The 16,870-nt window shown below is 65.1% G+C and carries 17 protein-coding genes and 1 other RNA gene; 8 read left to right on the top strand and 10 right to left on the bottom strand.

From position 1 onward, the window contains the following. The 4 genes from CT676_RS29655 (at position 1) to dapE (ending at position 3,811) form a co-directional block, all read left to right on the top strand. The gene (locus tag CT676_RS29655; RefSeq protein WP_085399976.1) at positions 1–693 is read left to right on the top strand and encodes a pyrimidine 5'-nucleotidase; all 693 of its coding nucleotides are present in this window, start codon (positions 1–3) and stop codon (positions 691–693) included. A 233-nt stretch (positions 694–926) separates the two neighbouring features. Beyond that, positions 927–1,772 (top strand): 2,3,4,5-tetrahydropyridine-2,6-dicarboxylate N-succinyltransferase, encoded by an 846-nt coding sequence (dapD, locus tag CT676_RS29650; protein WP_063979813.1) that lies wholly within the window; start codon positions 927–929, stop codon positions 1,770–1,772. A 237-nt stretch (positions 1,773–2,009) separates the two neighbouring features. After that, positions 2,010–2,648, top strand: coding sequence for a DUF805 domain-containing protein (locus CT676_RS29645; protein WP_085399974.1), 639 nt, complete (start codon positions 2,010–2,012; stop codon positions 2,646–2,648). Beyond that, positions 2,645–3,811: a succinyl-diaminopimelate desuccinylase gene (dapE, locus tag CT676_RS29640; protein WP_085399972.1), complete on the top strand. Its 1,167-nt coding sequence runs from the start codon at positions 2,645–2,647 to the stop codon at positions 3,809–3,811. The genes CT676_RS29645 and dapE overlap by 4 nt, the downstream gene beginning before the upstream one ends. A gap of 141 nt (positions 3,812–3,952) precedes the next feature. Here dapE and CT676_RS29635 read toward each other — a convergent pair whose 3' ends face one another. The 4 genes from CT676_RS29635 to def form a co-directional block, all read right to left on the bottom strand. Beyond that, entirely contained in the window at positions 3,953–4,288 is a 336-nt protein-coding gene (locus tag CT676_RS29635) for a GIY-YIG nuclease family protein (protein WP_063979816.1), read from the bottom strand. Between the two features lie 23 nt (positions 4,289–4,311). Continuing rightward, entirely contained in the window at positions 4,312–5,049 is a 738-nt protein-coding gene (truA, locus tag CT676_RS29630) for a tRNA pseudouridine(38-40) synthase TruA (RefSeq protein ID WP_085399970.1), read from the bottom strand. 119 nt (positions 5,050–5,168) lie between these two features. After that, positions 5,169–6,092, bottom strand: coding sequence for a methionyl-tRNA formyltransferase (gene fmt, locus CT676_RS29625; protein ID WP_085399968.1), 924 nt, complete (start codon positions 6,090–6,092; stop codon positions 5,169–5,171). Between the two features lie 216 nt (positions 6,093–6,308). Beyond that, positions 6,309–6,833 (bottom strand): peptide deformylase, encoded by a 525-nt coding sequence (gene def, locus CT676_RS29620; protein ID WP_063979819.1) that lies wholly within the window; start codon positions 6,831–6,833, stop codon positions 6,309–6,311. 171 nt (positions 6,834–7,004) lie between these two features. Here def and rmuC point away from each other — a divergent pair, with 171 nt between their 5' ends. Beyond that, positions 7,005–8,204: a DNA recombination protein RmuC gene (gene rmuC / locus CT676_RS29615; protein WP_085398512.1), complete on the top strand. Its 1,200-nt coding sequence runs from the start codon at positions 7,005–7,007 to the stop codon at positions 8,202–8,204. Between the two features lie 83 nt (positions 8,205–8,287). Then, positions 8,288–9,652 (top strand): AmpG family muropeptide MFS transporter, encoded by a 1,365-nt coding sequence (locus CT676_RS29610; RefSeq protein ID WP_085398513.1) that lies wholly within the window; start codon positions 8,288–8,290, stop codon positions 9,650–9,652. 142 nt (positions 9,653–9,794) lie between these two features. On the opposite strand, the gene CT676_RS29605 is transcribed toward CT676_RS29610, so the two are convergent. The 6 genes from CT676_RS29605 to CT676_RS29580 all read right to left on the bottom strand — a co-directional run bounded on the left by CT676_RS29605 (position 9,795) and on the right by CT676_RS29580 (position 14,443). Further along, positions 9,795–10,232, bottom strand: a complete 438-nt coding sequence (locus tag CT676_RS29605) for a hypothetical protein (protein ID WP_135215949.1) — start codon at positions 10,230–10,232, stop codon at positions 9,795–9,797. Positions 10,233–10,258: 26 nt separating this feature from the next. Beyond that, a complete protein-coding gene (gene recR, locus CT676_RS29600; protein ID WP_063979823.1) occupies positions 10,259–10,861 on the bottom strand; it encodes a recombination mediator RecR in 603 nt (200 codons plus the stop codon). 1 nt (position 10,862) lies between these two features. Then, positions 10,863–11,183, bottom strand: coding sequence for a YbaB/EbfC family nucleoid-associated protein (locus tag CT676_RS29595; protein WP_085398515.1), 321 nt, complete (start codon positions 11,181–11,183; stop codon positions 10,863–10,865). A 122-nt stretch (positions 11,184–11,305) separates the two neighbouring features. Further along, the gene (locus CT676_RS29590) at positions 11,306–13,144 is read right to left on the bottom strand and encodes a DNA polymerase III subunit gamma/tau (protein ID WP_085398516.1); all 1,839 of its coding nucleotides are present in this window, start codon (positions 13,142–13,144) and stop codon (positions 11,306–11,308) included. A gap of 94 nt (positions 13,145–13,238) precedes the next feature. Next, positions 13,239–13,335: signal recognition particle sRNA small type (gene ffs / locus CT676_RS29585), an RNA gene on the bottom strand. Between the two features lie 127 nt (positions 13,336–13,462). Further along, on the bottom strand, positions 13,463–14,443 hold the full coding sequence (locus CT676_RS29580; RefSeq protein WP_085398517.1) for a GlxA family transcriptional regulator: 981 nt from the start codon (positions 14,441–14,443) through the stop codon (positions 13,463–13,465). A 104-nt stretch (positions 14,444–14,547) separates the two neighbouring features. On the opposite strand from CT676_RS29580, the gene CT676_RS29575 reads away from it, so the two are divergent. Both CT676_RS29575 and CT676_RS29570 read left to right on the top strand, forming a co-directional pair. Then, positions 14,548–15,189: an HD domain-containing protein gene (locus tag CT676_RS29575; RefSeq protein WP_135215948.1), complete on the top strand. Its 642-nt coding sequence runs from the start codon at positions 14,548–14,550 to the stop codon at positions 15,187–15,189. 115 nt (positions 15,190–15,304) lie between these two features. Next, complete coding sequence (locus tag CT676_RS29570; protein ID WP_135215947.1) at positions 15,305–16,786, top strand: catalase; 1,482 nt, start codon at positions 15,305–15,307, stop codon at positions 16,784–16,786. Positions 16,787–16,870 lie beyond the last annotated feature (84 nt).

Here is a 16,870-nt window from a genome sequence, read left to right as displayed (position 1 = left end):
ATGAATCCACCCCGCACCTTTGCCCATGTCGACACCTGGGTGTTCGACCTCGACAACACGCTCTACCCGCATCACGTCAATCTGTGGCAGCAGGTCGACGCGCGGATCGGGGAGTTCGTCTGCAACTGGCTGAACGTCGGCCCGGAGGAAGCGCGCAGGATCCAGAAGGATTATTATCAGCGCTTCGGCACCACCATGCGCGGCATGATGACCCTGCACGGCGTGCACGCCGACGACTACCTCGCCTACGTCCACAAGATCGACCACTCGCCGCTGGAGCCGAACCCGGCGCTCGGCGAAGCCATCGCGAAACTGTCGGGGCGCAAGCTGATCCTGACCAACGGCTCGGTCGACCATGTCGATGCCGTGCTGGCGCGGCTCGGCCTGGCAACGCATTTCGACGGCGTGTTCGACATCATCGCCGCCGGATTCGAGCCGAAGCCGTCGCCGCAGACCTATCAAAAATTCCTCGCCGACCATGCGGTCGATCCGACCAAAGCCGCGATGTTCGAGGACCTCGCCCGCAACCTCACCGTCCCGCACGCGCTCGGCATGACCACCGTCCTGGTGGTGCCTGACGGCACCAAGGAAGTGGTGCGGGAGGACTGGGAACTGGAGGGCCGGGACGCGCCCCATGTCGACCACGTCACGGATGATCTGGCGGGTTTTTTGGCGGGACTGTTGCCCAAATAGCCGCCGTCGTCCCGGGGCGCGAAGCAAGCCCGGGACCCATAACCACAGGGAGTGGTTGTGGCGCGAGATCGATAACTCCGAATCCTCGCCAAATGACTGCCCGTGGCTATGGGTCCCGGGCTCGCGCTTCGCGCGCCCCGGGACGACGGCGGAGTATGCCTTGACTCCTCCCCGCCAAATCCCGAAAAAGCGCCCCAATCCGTCAAAATTCCCATTTCCCAGAGGAAATCCCGATGTCCCTGTCCGCCCTCGAATCCACCATCAACAGCGCCTTCGACGCGCGTGACGGCATCTCGACCTCGACCAAGGGCGAGGTGCGCGAGGCCGTGGACCAGGCGCTGGAGATCCTGGACAAGGGCGAGGCCCGCGTCGCCGAGCGCGGGGCCGATGGCAAGTGGAAGGTCAATCAATGGCTGAAGAAGGCCGTGCTGCTGTCCTTCCGCCTCAACGACATGGGCGTCATTCCCGGCGGCTCCGGCAAGGCGACCTGGTGGGACAAGGTGCCCTCGAAGTTCGAGGGCTGGGGCGAGAACCGTTTTCGCGATGCCGGTTTTCGCGCGGTGCCGGGTTCTGTGGTGCGCCGCTCGGCCTTCATCGCCAAGAACGTCGTACTGATGCCGTCCTTCGTCAACCTCGGCGCTTATGTCGATGAGAGCACCATGGTCGACACCTGGGCGACCGTCGGCTCCTGCGCGCAGATCGGCAAGCGCGTGCACATCTCCGGCGGCGCCGGCATCGGCGGCGTGCTCGAGCCGCTGCAGGCCGAGCCCGTGATCATCGAGGACGACTGCTTCATCGGCGCGCGCTCCGAGGTCGCCGAAGGCGTGATCGTGCGCAAGGGTGCCGTGCTGGCGATGGGCGTGTTTTTGGGCGCCTCGACCAAGATCGTCGACCGCGAGACCGGCGAGATCTTCATCGGCGAGGTGCCGGAATATTCGGTGGTCGTGCCCGGCGCGCTGCCCGGCAAGCCCATGAAGAACGGCCAGATCGGCCCGAGCACGGCCTGCGCCGTGATCGTCAAGCGCGTCGACGAGCGCACGCGCTCCAAGACCAGCATCAACGAGCTGCTGCGGGATTAAGACTCTCTCCTCTCCCTCTCCCCGTTCTTACGGGGAGAGGGTTGGGGTGAGGGGCCTCTCTCCACACGCGAGATATTCGAGAGACCGGTACCCCCTCACCCGGATCGCAAGAGCGATCCGACCTCTCCCCGCAAGCGGGGCGAGGTGAAGCGAGCCCGCGGCGGCTTTCCTATCGAACCCTCCTTCTCCCCATCGCGACCAATCACCGGACGGCCTCCGCTGCCCGGAACCTTCGCCATGGACTGGACCTGGTATCTTTTTCGCTTCGACGGCCGCATCAATCGCGCCTTGCTGTGGCAGGCGCTGCTGATCGTCGCGGTGCTGGCAGCCTTGCTGGGAATCATTGCTCAGGTGATCCACCTCATCAACGCCGAGGGGGCGTTGAAGCTATCCCTGAAACTCGATTTCGACTTCGGCCTCGACGACCTCTTCAAGCTGGTCGATCCCCGGGCCTATCGCTCGCTGGCGCCCGTTGATCGCACCAACCTGATCCTGAAGGCGTTCGGCTTGTCGCTGTTCCTTTGGATCTATCTCGCGACTGCGATCAAGCGGCTGCATGATCGCGACAGGAGTGGCTGGTGGCTCGTTCCGTTCTTCTTCCTGCCCGGCCTGTACAACCAGTTCTCGGACCTGCTGCCGAACTCCACCTGGATGCTTCCGTTCTGGCTGGGCGCATCCATCCTGTGGCTGTGGGGATTTGTCGAGATGTTCATCGTATCAGGCAGCGTCGGCGACAACCGGTTCGGTCCTGATCCATTGGCCAAGACCGAGGACGGCCCGTCCCCTGCAAAAAGCTGGGACCAGCAAAGCGAGCTCGAATTGGTGCCGCCCAGCGCTAGCCCACCCGGCGGCATGCATGTTAAGCGGGGCGCATGACCGATGCTCTCTCGATTGCCCGCGATCTCATCCGCTGCCCCTCGGTAACCCCGGCCGATGCCGGTGCGCTGGGCGTGCTTGAGAAAGCCCTCAACGCTGCCGGCTTCACTTGCCACCGCGTGACCTTCAGCGAAGCAGGCACAGCCGACGTCGACAATCTCTATGCGCGGATCGGCACTGAGGGCCAGCACATCACCTTCGCCGGCCACACCGACGTGGTGCCACCCGGCGACGAGAACGCCTGGAGCGTCGGCGCATTCTCGGGCGAGGTGAAGGACGGCTTTTTGCACGGCCGCGGCGCGGTCGACATGAAGGGCGGCATCGCCTGCTCGGTGGCAGCCGTGCTCGAGCATCTCGCCGCCAATGGCGGCGCGCCGCGCGCCGATGGAAAGGGCTCGATCTCGTTCCTGATCACGGGCGACGAGGAAGACGTCTCGGTCAACGGCACCATCAAGCTGTTGAAATGGGCCGCGGAGCGCGGCGAAAAATTCGACCATTGCGTGCTCGGCGAGCCCTCCAATGTCGAGACGCTCGGCGACACCATCAAGGTCGGCCGCCGCGGCTCGCAGTCCGGCACGCTCTATGTCGACGGCGTGCAGGGCCATGTCGCCTATCCGCACCGTGCATCCAATCCGGTGCCTGATATCTCACGGTTGATCGTGGCGATCAGTGACGAGCCGCTCGACCATGGCAGCGCGCAGTTCCAGGCCTCCAATCTCGAATTCACCTCGGTGGACGTCGGCAACAAGGCCAACAACGTCATCCCCGGCGAGGCGCGCGCAAAATTCAACATCCGCTACAACGACAACCACACCCAGGCATCCTTGCGCGAGCTGGTCGAGGCGCGCCTGACGAAAGCCTGCGGCAACCGCATCAAGGCTCGCATCGTCTGGGAGCCCTCGAACTCGAACGTGTTCGTGACCAAGCCCGGCCCGTTCACCGACCTCGCGGTCTCCGCGATCGAAGAGGTGACGGGGCGCAAGCCGGAACTGTCGACCTCAGGCGGCACCTCGGATGCGCGCTTCATCTCGAGCTACTGCCCGGTGATCGAGTTCGGCCTGGTCGGCCAGACCATGCACCAGGTCGACGAGCGCGTGCCGGTTGTGGATTTGGAGAGATTGACGAAGGTGTATCGGGGGATTTTGACGCGGTATTTTGGGTAGCAAACCGCGACCTTCGCCAAATATTCCGCCGTCATGCCCGGGCTTGTCCCGGGCATCCACGTTCTTCGCGAGCCGAAAAGAAGATCGTGGATGGCCGGGACAAGCCCGGCCATGACGATGTGGCGAGAGCCCGGGCCCGTCTCATTGAACAATCGTCTCGTACAGATCCTTCCATTCGGGATTATCCCTGAGGATCAACCTGACCTTCCACGTCCGCGACCAATGCTTGATGTTGTGCTCGCGCTGGATAGCGGTTTGGATATCCTCATAGCGCTCGAAATAGACCAGCAGCTTGACGCCGTACTTCTTGGTGAAGCCGGGAACGAGTCCGTTTCGATGCTCATAGATGCGGCGAATAATGTCGCTCGTCACACCGACATACAAAATGCCGTTTGGCGCGCTCGCCAGGATGTAGACCCATCCACCATGCATGGTTGCATGTTGGCGCACGTGGATGGCCGGGACAAGCCCGGCCATGACGTCTGTGGCGGCAGCGGGCGCTAATAATCCACCTTCATCAGATACAGCCCGTCAGGCGGTGCGACGATGCCGCAGGCCGCGCGGTTGCGGGCTGCGAGCGCCGCTGAGAGATTGTCCGCGGTCCAGCGGCCCTCGCCGACCCAGACCAGCGATCCCACCATCGAGCGCACCTGGCTGTGCAGGAAGGAGCGCGCCGACGTAAGAATCGTGATCTCGCGGCCGTCGCGGTGCACGTCGAGCTGGTCGAGCGTTTTCTCCGGCGACTTGGCCTGGCACTCGGTGTCGCGAAACGTCGTGAAGTCGTGTTTGCCGAGCAGACGTTGTGCCGCCGCATGCATCGCATCGGCATCGAGCCGGCGCGGCACGCGCCAGGCGTGACCGATATCAAGCGCGAGATTGGCGCGGGTGTTGACGACGCGGTAGCGGTAGTGCCGCTTCACGGCCGAGAACCGCGCCTCGAAGGTGTCAGGGACGATCTCGGCCTCCAGCACCGCAATTGGATGCGGGCGCAGATGCGCGTTGAGACCATCGCGAAAACGGCCCGGCGGAAACTGCTTGTCGATGTCGACATGCGCGACCTGGCCGCGCGCATGCACGCCGGCATCGGTGCGGCCCGCACCGTGCACGCGCAGATCCGCGCCGGTCATCGCCTTCACCGCCGCCTCTAACGCGCCCTGCACGGAAGGCAGCGTGTCCTGCACCTGCCAGCCGAAGAACGGCGCGCCGTCATATTCGATGGTGAGCTTGTAGCGGGGCATCTCAATCCGGGTGGTGTCATCGCCCGGCTTGACCGGGCGATCCAGTACTCCGAGACATCTCTGTTCAGCCGAGAAGCCTCGGCGTACTGGATACCCCGCCTTCGCGGGGTATGACAGCGCTACGTGAATTTGGCTCCCGGCTTCACCGGCACGCCGCGCAAAAAGTCCGTGGCCTGCATCCGCGCCTTGCCCTCGCGCTGGAGCTCGAGGATGCGGATCGCGCCCTCGCCGCAGGCAATCGTGAGCTGGTCGTCGAGCACCTCGCCGGGTGCACCGGAGCCCTTCGCCAACTCGCAGCGCAGGATTTTTACGCGCGCATTCTCAAGCTCGGCCCAGGCGCCGGGAAACGGCGACAGGCCGTGGATGTGGCGCAGCACGGCGTGCGCCGGCTTGGTCCATTCGATCCGCGCTTCGGCCTTGTCGATCTTGGCGGCGTAGGTGACGCCATCCGCGCTCTGCTTCTTGAGCTGGAGCCCGCCGCGGGCGAGCGCGGCCATCGCGCGCACCATCAGATCGGCACCGAGCCGGGAGAGGCGGTCATGCAGATCGACCGCGGTCATGTTGTCGGGAATCGCCATGCGCTCGGCCATGGCGACGTCACCGGTGTCGAGACCGACATCCATCTTCATCACCATGACGCCGCTCTCGGCATCGCCTTCCATGATCGCGCGGTTGATCGGCGCGGCGCCGCGCCAGCGCGGCAGCAGCGAAGCGTGCAGATTGTAACAGCCGAGCTTCGGCGCATCGAGGATCGCCTGCGGCAGGATCATGCCGTAGGCGACGACGACGGCGGCATCGGCGTCGAAGGCGCGAAACTCGTCGAGCGCTTCGGGCGTCTTCAGCGACTTCGGCGTCAGCACGGGAACGCCGAGCTTTCGCGCGGCTTCCTCGACCGGGGTCGGCTGCAATTGCAGGCCGCGCCGTCCGCCGGGCTTGGGCGCGCGCGTATAGACCGCCGCGATCTCGTGGCCATGCGAGACCAGCTCGAGCAGCGTCGGCACGGAGAAATCGGGCGTGCCCATGAAGATGAGGCGGAGGGGCATGACAAGGACTCGGTATGTTCCCTCCCCCCTTGCGGGGGAGGGCTAGGGAGAGGGGTGCCACACGACGCGCTCTCTCGGCGTTAGCGCGGGCGCCCTATTGTTGGCATTCGCAAACGACGGGCGCCTTTTGCTGGGCTACCCCTCTCCCCCGCCCTCCCCCGCAAGGGGGGAGGGAGCGCACGGGAGTTCGCGGCAGCACCAGCGCTTACAAATGACTTACTCCGCGCGCTTGGCGGCTTTCTCGAACTTCTTGATCACGCGGTCGCGCTTGAGCTTTGAGAGATAGTCGACGAACAGCACGCCGTTGAGATGGTCGATCTCGTGCTGAATGCAGGTGGCGTAGAGGCCTTCGGCGTCCTCCTCGTGCACCTTGCCGTCGAGATCGGTGAAGCGCACGCGCACCTTCGCAGGCCTTTCGACCTCCTCGTAATATTCGGGGATCGAGAGGCAGCCTTCCTCGTAGACCGACAGATCCTCGGAGGAGGCGATAATTTCAGGGTTGATGAAGACACGCGGCTCCGGCTTTGTCTCGCCGTCCGGGTCAGGCTTGGCGAGGTCCATGGTGATCAGCCGCAAGGGCTGCGCGATCTGGATCGCCGCGAGCCCGATGCCGGGCGCGTCGTACATGGTCTCGAACATGTCGTCGGCAAGCTTGCGGATCTCCGTCGTGACCTTCTCGATCGGCTTGGAGACCAGACGCAGCTGCTTGTCGGGCAGGATGATGATTTCTCTGAGGGCCATGGCCGCGATTTAAGCCGCATGCCGGATGCGGTCAATGCGGCGAGGAACTCCGTTAACCCTCCGCTAACCATAAAACTTCAGGTTTCGTTAACCATAAAAATTAGGGGGCTATTAACCATAAGCGTTCGCTATTCGTTCGCGGAGAGTGTCGAATCGGCTACAAGGGCCGCCATGAACGAGATCATTTTCCTGGCTGGCGACTGGCCGGTCCGCACCATCGATGCGCTGATCGGCTTCGGCGCCCTCGTCGTCATCCTGCTGGTGGTGATCGCGGTCGTGATCGCGCGATCCGGGCGGCGCGGCGCGGAACTCGCCATGGCCAATGCCATCCGCGCGGACGAGCTCGAGGAGCGCCTCAGCCAGGTGCTGCACGCCCAGAGCGAGGCTGCCGGCCGAGCCGACGCCATGACCCAGGCGCTGGCCGGCCGCCAGGCCGACATGGCGCGCGCGGTCAACGAGCGGCTGGATTCGGTGACCCATCGGGTCGGCCAGTCGATGGAACACTCGACGCGCAACACCATGGAGAGCCTGCGCGCCCTGCACGAGCGGCTCGGCATCATCGACAACGCGCACAAGAACCTGACCGACCTCACCACGCAGGTGACGACCTTGCGCGACGTGCTCGCCAACAAGCAGTCGCGCGGCGCCTTCGGCCAGGCGCGGATGGAGGCGATCGTCCAGGACGGCTTGCCGAAGGGCGCCTACGAGTTCCAGTTCACGCTCTCGACGGGAAAGCGGCCGGACTGCGTGGTGTTCCTGCCCGACCAGCGGCCGCTCTGCATCGACGCAAAATTTCCGCTGGAGGCGATGACCGCGCTGCACGATGCGCGCACCGACGAGGAGAAGCGCATCGCCACGCAGCGGCTGCGCGGCGACGTGATGAAGCATGTCAGCGACATCGCCGACAAATATCTCGTCGCCGGCGAGACCCAGGAGATGGCACTGATGTTCGTGCCGTCGGAATCGGTCTATGCCGAGATCCATGACGGTTTCGACGACGTGATCCAGAAGGCCTATCGCGCCCGCGTCGTGCTGGTGTCGCCTTCGCTGCTGATGCTCGCGATCCAGGTGATGCAGCAGATCATGAAAGACGCGCGCATGCGCGACGCCGCCGACCAGATCCGCACCGAGGTGATCAAGCTCGGCGACGATTTGGGCCGCCTGCGCGACCGCGTGCTGAAGCTCCAGAAGCATTTTGCCGACGCGAACGAGGACGTGCGGCAGGTGCTGATCTCCGCCGACAAGATCGAGAAGCGCGCAGGGAGAATCGAGGAGCTCGATTTCAGCAAGACCGATGCGCCGGAGGGGCCGCATCTGGTGGCAACCGGTGCCGCGGAGCTGTTCCCGAGGAAGCTCCAGGCGGGGGAGTGAGTTTTGAGGCACACTGTCGTCGCCCGGCTTGACCGGGCGACGACACCTCACTTGTGGCAGCCAGAATCTGCTAACACCTCCCCATGACCGCACCCGACGCGACCTCCCCTGCCAGCCCCGACACGGCCCCCACCTCCTGGCGTGACGGCCTGGCCGTGTACCTGCAACCGCGGGTGCTGATCGTACTGTTCCTCGGCTTCTCGTCCGGGCTGCCGCTGGCGCTGTCGGGCTCCACGCTCCTGGTGTGGATGCGCGAGGCCGGGGTCGACCTCAAGACCATCGGGCTGTTTGCGCTGGTCGGCACGCCCTACACGCTGAAATTCCTGTGGGCGCCGCTGGTGGATGCGCTGCATGTGCCGCTGTTCACCCGCGCGTTCGGACGGCGGCGCGGCTGGCTGCTGTTCTCGCAATTGCTGCTGATCATCGCGATCCTGCTGCTGGCACTCACCGATCCCGCGCGCTCGCCGTTCTACGTCGCGCTCGGCGCGCTGCTGGTCGCGACGACGTCCTCGACGCAGGACATCGTGGTCGACGCGTTCCGCGTCGAGAGCCTGCCGGAGAGCGAGCAGGCCGCCGGAATGGCTTCCTATGTCGCGGCCTATCGCATCGGCATGCTGGTCTCGACCGCGGGCGCGCTGTTCATCGTGTCCGGCTTCGAGGGCACCGGCATTCCGCGCGCGTCGGCCTGGATGTGGGGCTACGTGGTGATGGCGGCGATGGTGCTGATCGGCACGATCACCGCGCTGGCCGCGACAGAGCCCGAGCAATCGGTGCGGGCGGAAGCCGCGACACAAACCGAGACGGCGTTCGCGCGCGTGCTGCACGCGGCGATCGGGGCCTTCTCGGAATTCCTGTCGCGCAAGGATGCGCTCGCCGCGCTCGCCTTCGTCGTGCTGTTCAAGTTCACCGATGCCTTCTCCGGCACGATGACCGCGCCGTTCGTGATCGACCTCGGCTTTTCCCGCAACGATTACGCGGCGATCGTGAAGGGCGTCGGCCTCGCGGCAACGCTGATCGGCGGCTTTGCCGGCGGCTTCCTCGCGCGGCGCTATTCGCTTGCGACCAGCCTCTGGATCGGCGGCGTGGTGCAGGCGCTCGCCAATCTCTCCTTCTCCTGGCTGGCCTTCGTCGGCACCAGCCAATGGGCGCTGGCCTTTGCCATCACCTGCGAGAACTTTACCAGCGCCATCGGCACCGTGATCTTCGTCGCCTATCTCTCCGCGCTGTGCCAGAATCCGCTGCACACGGCGACGCAATATGCGCTGCTCACCGCGCTCGCCGCGGTCGGGCGCACATATCTGTCAGCGAGTGCGGGCTATGTCGCGGAGACGACCGGCTGGCCGCTGTTCTTCGTGATCTGCGTGCTGGTGGCGATCCCGAGCCTTGTGCTGCTGGCCTGGCTGCAGAAGCGCGGGCATTTCGAGACGCTGGGGCCGGTGAGGGTGTAAACTCGGCACGCGCTACGCCCGCGATGCCGTAGGGTGGGCAAAGCGAAGCGTGCCCACCACCTGAATCGTCGCCGGGAGAATGGTGGGCACGGCGCTTTGCGCCTTTGCCCACCCTACGGTAGCTCGGCTGGAGCGGCGCCCCCTACTGCTTCCTGATCAAGCTCCACTTCGTGATCACGGCTTCGCTCATCTGGCCGGGATCGCTGGCGCAGGCGACTTCGTCGACCTTGACCGAGATCGCCTTGCCGACGAACGATTTCAGCTGCGTGGCCTGCGCGTCGCTGGAAGTGACGAGTTGGAACGTCTCAGGACCGGTCTCGAGATTGCACAGCCCGTTCGGCGCCGGCAGTCGACGCGGCTCGGAGGTGATCTGGTACATCGCAATCCGCTTGCCGGCGTTCTTGATGTCGCGCACCTTCATTGCGTTCAATTCGCCCGAGAGCACCTCGCCGGCACTGATTGGCTTGCCGGGCTTCGGCGGCGGCGGCGCCCCGTCGTCCTGCTGCGCGGAGATGGCCGGGGTCGCCAGCAGCATCATCGCCGCGACCAAAGCCGATCGTGTGGCGAAAAGTTTCGTCATGTCGTCCGTTCCGTAAGTCTGGATGGCTAGAACAAGGTCCGCTGCCGCATCGCGGCCGATAGCGTACCTTCGTCGAGATAATCAAGCTCGCCACCGACCGGCACACCATGGGCCAGCCGGGTTACTTTTACGTTGGCGTCCTGAAGCAGGTCGGTGATGTAGTGCGCCGTGGTCTGGCCGTCGACCGTCGCGTTCAGCGCCAGGATGATCTCGTGCACCTCGGCAGCATGCGCGCGCGCCACCAGCGCGTCGATGGTGAGGTCCTGCGGCCCGACGCCGTCGAGCGGCGACAATGTCGCGCCGAGCACATGATAGCGCCCCTGGGTCGCATTGGCCCGTTCCAGCGCCCAGAGATCGGCGACATCGGCGACGACGACGATGATTGCATCATCGCGTTTCGGATCGGTACAGACCGTGCAGGGATTTTGCGTGTCGATATTGCCGCAGGTCTTGCAGACCTGGACCTTGTCGAGCGCGACCTGCAGGGCCGAAGACAGCGGCATCATCAGCGCTTCGCGCTTCTTGATCAGATGCAGCGCCGCACGCCGCGCCGAGCGCGGACCAAGGCCTGGCAGCCGTGCGAGGAGCTGGACCAGCCGCTCGATTTCGGGACCTGCAACCGAACCCATCTTATTGGCCGAACATACCCGGTGGCAGGCTGAGGCCGCCCGTGAGCGCCTGCATCTTCTCCTGCACGGCCGTTTCGGCCTTGCGGCGGGCATCGCCGAGGGCGGTGACGAGCAGGTCCTCGAGCACCTCGCGCTCTTCCGGCTTCATCAGCGAGGGATCGATCTTGATGCCCTTCACGTCCATCTTCGCCGTCATGCGCACGGCGACGAGACCGCCGCCGGAGATGCCTTCGACCTCGACGCTGGAGAGCTGATCCTGCATCTCCTGCATCTTGGATTGCAGCTGCTGCGCCTGCTTCATCATGCCGAAAATATCGACCATCGGTGCTGTCCTTGGTTGCGCGATGACTCGTCATCGCGCCTTAACTCTTGGTTTGAGCATGATCTAATCGGAAAACCGCTTCACACTTTGCGCTACGCGGCCCTTCGGGTCCGGATCATGCTCTAGAGATCGTCGCCGTCGGAACCATCGGGCGGATCGTCACTGCCATAGTCCGCATTCATATTGGTTTCCGGCGCCTCGGGGGCAAGCCTGCGGACCTCGACGACCTTCGCACCGGGAAAACGCGACAGCACCTCCTGCACGCGCGGATCGGCTTCAGCGGAGCGCGCATGTTCCTGCTTCGCCGCGTGGTTCACCGAGCGCAGCGTCGGCTGGCCCTGCTCGTTGGAGACGATCACGGTCCAGCGCCGGCCGGTCCAGAGCTCGAATTTTCGCGCAAGCTCGGAGATCATGGTCTTGGAGGCGTTGGGCTCGAGCGCGACTTCCAGCCGGCCCTCCTCGAAACGGACGAGGCGCATGTCGCCTTCGAGCGCGGCCTTGGTCATGAGATCGCGCTTCTGCCCGGCGACCGCGACGAGCTGGGTGAAGCTCGTGATGCGCAGCTGGGGCGCGGCTCCTTGCGGATCCGGCGCGGGCGCCGCCATCTGCGGCCGGGCGGCGCCGCCGCCGAACGCGGACGGTGACGAAGTCGGTGCGCGCATGGGCGCGGCCGAGGCAACCGGCGCCGCGGAGGCCACCGGCGCACCCGGCGCGCCGCTGCGCGCGGCACTTCCGCCGCCCACGACCGGCGAGCCGCCGCCGTTCTGCTCCAGCATCTTGATCGCTTCGTCCGGCGTCGGCAGGTCGGCGACATAGGCGATGCGCACCAGCACCATCTCGGCGGCCGCTGCGGGGCGCGTCGCGGCCTGCACCTCGGTGATGCCCTTGAGCAGCATCTGCCACATCCGCGACAGCACGCGCATCGAGATCTTCGAGGCAAAATCCCGCGCGCGCACGCGCTCGGTCTCGCCATAGGCGACGTTGTCGGCGGTCGCCGGCACGATCTTCACGCGGGTGACGAAATTGACGAACTCGGCAAGGTCCGACAGCACGACGATCGGATCGGCGCCGACGTCGTACTGGTCGCGGAACTCCTTGAAAGCGGCAGCGATGTCGCCGCGCGCCAGCGAATCGAAGAGGTCGATGACGCGGGTGCGGTCGGCGAGGCCCAGCATCTGCCTGACCGCATCCGCCTTCACGGTGCCTGCCGCGTGCGCGATCGCCTGGTCGAGCAGCGACAGAGAGTCGCGCACCGAGCCTTCCGCGGCGCGCGCGATGATGCCAAGCGCCTCGGGCTCGATCTCGACGTTCTCCTTCGCCGCGATATTGGCGAGGTGCTTCATCAGCACGTCGGCCTCGACCCGGCGCAGGTCAAAACGCTGGCAGCGCGACAGCACGGTGACCGGAACCTTGCGGATCTCGGTGGTCGCGAACACGAATTTGGCGTGCTCCGGCGGTTCCTCCAGCGTCTTCAGGAAGGCGTTGAACGCCGCCGTCGACAGCATGTGGACTTCGTCGATGATGTAGACCTTGTAGCGGGCGCTGGCCGGCGCGTAGCGCACGCTGTCATTGATCTGGCGGACGTCGTCGACGCCGGTGTGCGAGGCCGCGTCCATCTCCAGCACGTCCATGTGCCGGCTTTCCATGATCGCCTGGCAATGCACGCCCAGGGTCGGCATGTGGATGGTCGGGCCCTTCACCGATCCGTCCGGCATCTCGTAGTTGAGCGCACGGGCCAGGATACGCGCGGTGGTGGTCTTGCCGACGCCGCGGACGCCGGTGAGGATCCAGGCCTGCGGAATGCGCCCGGTCTCGAACGCGTTCGAGACGGTGCGCACCACGGCCTCCTGGCCGATCAGATCGTCGAAGCTGGAGGGCCGGTATTTGCGCGCCAGCACCCGGTAGGGCGTGCTGGCCTGGCCGGCGCTGTCGGGGTTGGGAGGGGCGCCAGCGTCGGTCATCGGTCGATCCGCAATGGAATGTCTTTCGCCCGGCTTTTGCGGAAAGGAGCGCGCTGACGGGAAGCCCGCCGGCGCAATTCGCTCGGAAAAACAGGTAGGAGACTGACGAGCGACCCGATCCGGACCTCGTTAGGGCTGCTTCCTTCCGGACCTGACCCGGTTGGCGAGTGGCTCGTCCACCGCCAATCTCCCGGTCCCTATTTGGGGCCAAAAGGTCGGGAAAGCAAGCGGGTATCCGTAGGTCCCGCACACCCCGCTGGGCGGCCCCCGCCGGCCCATTTGGACGCGGAAGCCGGCTCAGTGTTGGCGAGCTGGAACCTACGTGATTCGCGCAAACCGCTTGCGATACTCGGCGGGCGTCACGCCGACGTGACGATTGAACGCGCGGCGCAGCGTATCGGCATCGGCGAATCCACAATGGAGCGCCACCTGCTTCGGGGCTTCATTGCCAAACTCGAGCAGCCGCCTCGCCGCATTGACGCGGGCTTCCTCGACCCAGGTCGCAGGCGTGACGCCCACCTCGGCGCGGAACAGCCGTGCAAAGTGCCTCGGGCTGAGCTCCATGCGCGTCGCCAGGCTCGCAACGCTGTGGTCGAGCCCGGGATTGGCGGCGACCCAGCGCTGCAGCTCCTGCAATGCGGCGCGGCCGGCGGGAACAGCCTCGCCCTTGCGGGTGAACTGCATCTGCCCACCCGGGCGCTTGAAGAACATCACGAGCTGGCTTGCGACTCTCATGGCCGTGTCGCGCCCGAGATCTTCCTCGACCAGTGCCAGCGCGAGGTCGAGCCCTGCGGTCACGCCGGCGGCCGTGCGGAGCTTGCCGTCGGTGACGTAGATGGCATCCTTGTCCACGGTGACCGACGGGAATTTGCTGGCCAGCATGTCTGCGACCGCCCAATGCGTCGTGACCCGCCTGCCATCAAGGAGACCGGCGGCGGCAAGGAAGAAGGCCCCGCTGCAAACCGAGCCGAATCTGCGGGTCCGCGAAGCCCGCCGCCGCAGCCAGTCGATCACGCTCCCGTCCGCCGGGACTTCGGCCGCGTTCGGGCATCCCGCCACCAGCAAGGTGTCGATCGGCTCCTGGAAGTCGCGGTCGACGATTCGGTCGGGCATCAGCTGGACGCCTGAGGAACTGCGGATCGGCCCTGGCTCCGCGCCCGCCACGAACAAGGCATAGGCGGGATAGCCGGCCTGCACGTTCGCCTCGGCGAACACATCGAGCGGCCCTGCGACATCGAGCAGCTGCACGCCTGGCAGCGCCACGATCACAACCGTCCTTGGTTTCGGCTTTGCACCCATGTCCGCCTCGATCCGGATTTGTCCGTTTTTGACGTATTACGTCGATTTAAGACAACGTAGCCCGGATTTACAGTGGACGCGATCCAAAATTTCAGGAGCTGCTCATGTCAGAAATCACCGAGGCCGCCGTCATTCCCGACAGCAAGCTGGCGCGCGCCATCACCGAATACGTCCGCGATACCGAAACGGACCTGCTCTTCAACCATTCCAGCCGCGTCTACCAGTTCGGCGCGATGGCCGGCGTCCGCCGTGGGCTGACGTTCGACCGCGAACTGCTCTACGCCGGCGCCATGTTTCACGACATCGGCCTGATGCCGGGCCATGGCAGCCAACACGAGCGGTTCGAGGTCGACGGCGCGCATGCCGCGCGCGATTTCCTGCGCAGCCACGGCATTTCGGAAGCCGACGCCTACATGGTGTGGACCGCGATCGCCCTGCACACCACGCCGGGCGTCCCCCAGCACATGCACCCCGTCGTCGCGCTGGTGACCGCGGGCGTCGAGATGGACGTGCTCGGGCTCACCTACGACGAATATTCCGACGCGGAGCGCGAGGCGGTCGTGAACGCCTTTCCGCGCACGCCGCACTTCAAGGAAGACATCATCCAGGCCTTCTACGACGGCATCAAGCATCGGCCCGATACGACGTTCGGCAACGTCAAGGCCGACGTCATCGCCGACAAGGAGCCGCATTTCCATCGCGGCAATTTCTGCAGCGTCATCCGCAACTCGCATTGGCACGGTTGACCGGCGTTCGCGCAAGGACAGTGCGATCTCGAAATCGACTGCTGTGGACCCATGCGAGCCTGAGATTTCGCACGCGGGCAGCAATAGCCAATGACCCCATATTCAGGAGCATCCCATGGCCGATGAGCCGAAACGTTTGACCCATGCGACGGGCGCGCCCGTCAGCGATAACCTCAACATCATGACCGCGGGCCGCCGCGGGCCCGCGCTGCTGCAAGACGTCTGGCTGATCGAGAAGCTAGCACATTTCGATCGCGAAGTGATCCCGGAGCGACGGATGCATGCCAAGGGTTCCGGCGCCTTCGGCACCTTCACCGTGACCAATGACATCACCCGATACACCAAGGCGAAGATCTTCTCGGAAGTCGGCAAGCAGACGCCGATGTTCGCGCGGTTCTCGACCGTTGCCGGCGAGCGCGGCGCAGCCGACGCCGAACGCGACATCCGCGGCTTTGCGCTGAAGTTCTACACCGAGGAAGGCAATTGGGACATGGTGGGCAACAACACGCCCGTGTTCTTCTTCCGCGATCCCTTGCGCTTTCCCGACCTCAATCATGCGATCAAGCGCGATCCCCGAACCGGAATGCGCAGCGCCGACAACAATTGGGATTTCTGGACGTTGCTGCCGGAGGCTCTGCACCAGGTTACCATCGTGATGAGCGAGCGCGGCCTTCCCAGAAGCTTCAGGCACATGCATGGCTTTGGCAGCCATACCTACAGCTTCATCAATGCCGCCAATGAGCGGACCTGGGTGAAGTTTCACTTCCGGACGCAGCAGGGCATCGAAAACCTGACCGACGCCGAGGCCGAAGCCCTCATCGGCAAGGACCGCGAGACTCACCAGCGCGACCTGTTCGAGAGCATCGAATGCGGCGATTTCCCGCGCTGGACCATGTTCGTGCAGATCATGACCGACGATCAGGCCAAGGCGTTTGCCTTCAACCCGTTCGACCTGACCAAGATCTGGCCGAAGGCGGACTTCCCGCTGATCGAGGTCGGCTATTTCGAGCTGAACCGCAATCCGGAAAACGTCTTCGCCGAGGTCGAACAGGCCTCCTTCTCGCCGGCCCACGTCGTTCCGGGCATCGGCTTCTCGCCCGACAAGATGCTGCAGGCGAGGCTGTTCTCCTACGGGGACGCGGCGCGCTATCGCCTCGGCGTCAACCATCATCTGATCCCGGTCAACGCGCCGAAATGCCCGTATCACAGCTACCATCGCGATGGCGCAATGCGGATCGACGGCAATCTCGGGAGGACGCCGACCTATTTCCCGAACAGCCGTGGCGAGTGGACGGACCAGCCCGATCTCAACGAGCCGCCGCTCGAGATCGATGGTGCAGCCGCACATTGGGATCACCGCATCGACGACGATCACTATCGGCAGCCCGGCGACCTCTTTCGCAAGATGAACGCAGCCCAGCGGCAGGCCTTGTTCGACAACACGGCGCGCGCCGTCGGAGCGGCGGCCATCGCGATCCAGGAACGGCACATCGCCAATTGCACCAAGGCCGATCCCGCCTATGGCGCGGGCGTCCGCGACGCGCTGACGCGCCTCGCGACCGTTCGTGCCAAGGGAACGGAAAAGGCCGCGGAATAGGGTCGGTCGATCCGCACCGACCTCTCGCCGTCTTCGGCGAACGGCGCCGACAGGGCGCCGTTCGCATTTTTAAAGCGAACCGCC

Origin of the sequence: Bradyrhizobium sp. MOS001 (assembly GCF_004634465.1) — a bacterium.
Classification (GTDB): Bacteria; Pseudomonadota; Alphaproteobacteria; order Rhizobiales; family Xanthobacteraceae; genus Bradyrhizobium; species Bradyrhizobium barranii.
The sequence above is the reverse complement of the archived record's forward strand: the minus strand, read 5'-3'. Positions and strand labels throughout refer to the sequence as shown.

Coding starts and splice junctions, on each gene's coding strand:
- truA (WP_085399970.1), bottom strand. CDS start 5,049: ATGCCCCGCTACAAGCTCACCATCGAATATGACGGCGCGCCGTTCTTC.
- CT676_RS29610 (WP_085398513.1), top strand. CDS start 8,288: ATGACCGCACCCGACGCGACCTCCCCTGCCAGCCCCGACACGGCCCCC.
- dapE (WP_085399972.1), top strand. CDS start 2,645: ATGACCGATGCTCTCTCGATTGCCCGCGATCTCATCCGCTGCCCCTCG.
- CT676_RS29575 (WP_135215948.1), top strand. CDS start 14,548: ATGTCAGAAATCACCGAGGCCGCCGTCATTCCCGACAGCAAGCTGGCG.
- CT676_RS29595 (WP_085398515.1), bottom strand. CDS start 11,183: ATGGTCGATATTTTCGGCATGATGAAGCAGGCGCAGCAGCTGCAATCC.
- def (WP_063979819.1), bottom strand. CDS start 6,833: ATGGCCCTCAGAGAAATCATCATCCTGCCCGACAAGCAGCTGCGTCTG.
- recR (WP_063979823.1), bottom strand. CDS start 10,861: ATGGGTTCGGTTGCAGGTCCCGAAATCGAGCGGCTGGTCCAGCTCCTC.
- CT676_RS29605 (WP_135215949.1), bottom strand. CDS start 10,232: ATGACGAAACTTTTCGCCACACGATCGGCTTTGGTCGCGGCGATGATG.
- fmt (WP_085399968.1), bottom strand. CDS start 6,092: ATGCCCCTCCGCCTCATCTTCATGGGCACGCCCGATTTCTCCGTGCCG.
- CT676_RS29590 (WP_085398516.1), bottom strand. CDS start 13,144: ATGACCGACGCTGGCGCCCCTCCCAACCCCGACAGCGCCGGCCAGGCC.
- CT676_RS29570 (WP_135215947.1), top strand. CDS start 15,305: ATGGCCGATGAGCCGAAACGTTTGACCCATGCGACGGGCGCGCCCGTC.
- CT676_RS29655 (WP_085399976.1), top strand. CDS start 1: ATGAATCCACCCCGCACCTTTGCCCATGTCGACACCTGGGTGTTCGAC.
- rmuC (WP_085398512.1), top strand. CDS start 7,005: ATGAACGAGATCATTTTCCTGGCTGGCGACTGGCCGGTCCGCACCATC.
- dapD (WP_063979813.1), top strand. CDS start 927: ATGTCCCTGTCCGCCCTCGAATCCACCATCAACAGCGCCTTCGACGCG.
- CT676_RS29645 (WP_085399974.1), top strand. CDS start 2,010: ATGGACTGGACCTGGTATCTTTTTCGCTTCGACGGCCGCATCAATCGC.
- CT676_RS29635 (WP_063979816.1), bottom strand. CDS start 4,288: ATGGCCGGGCTTGTCCCGGCCATCCACGTGCGCCAACATGCAACCATG.
- CT676_RS29580 (WP_085398517.1), bottom strand. CDS start 14,443: ATGGGTGCAAAGCCGAAACCAAGGACGGTTGTGATCGTGGCGCTGCCA.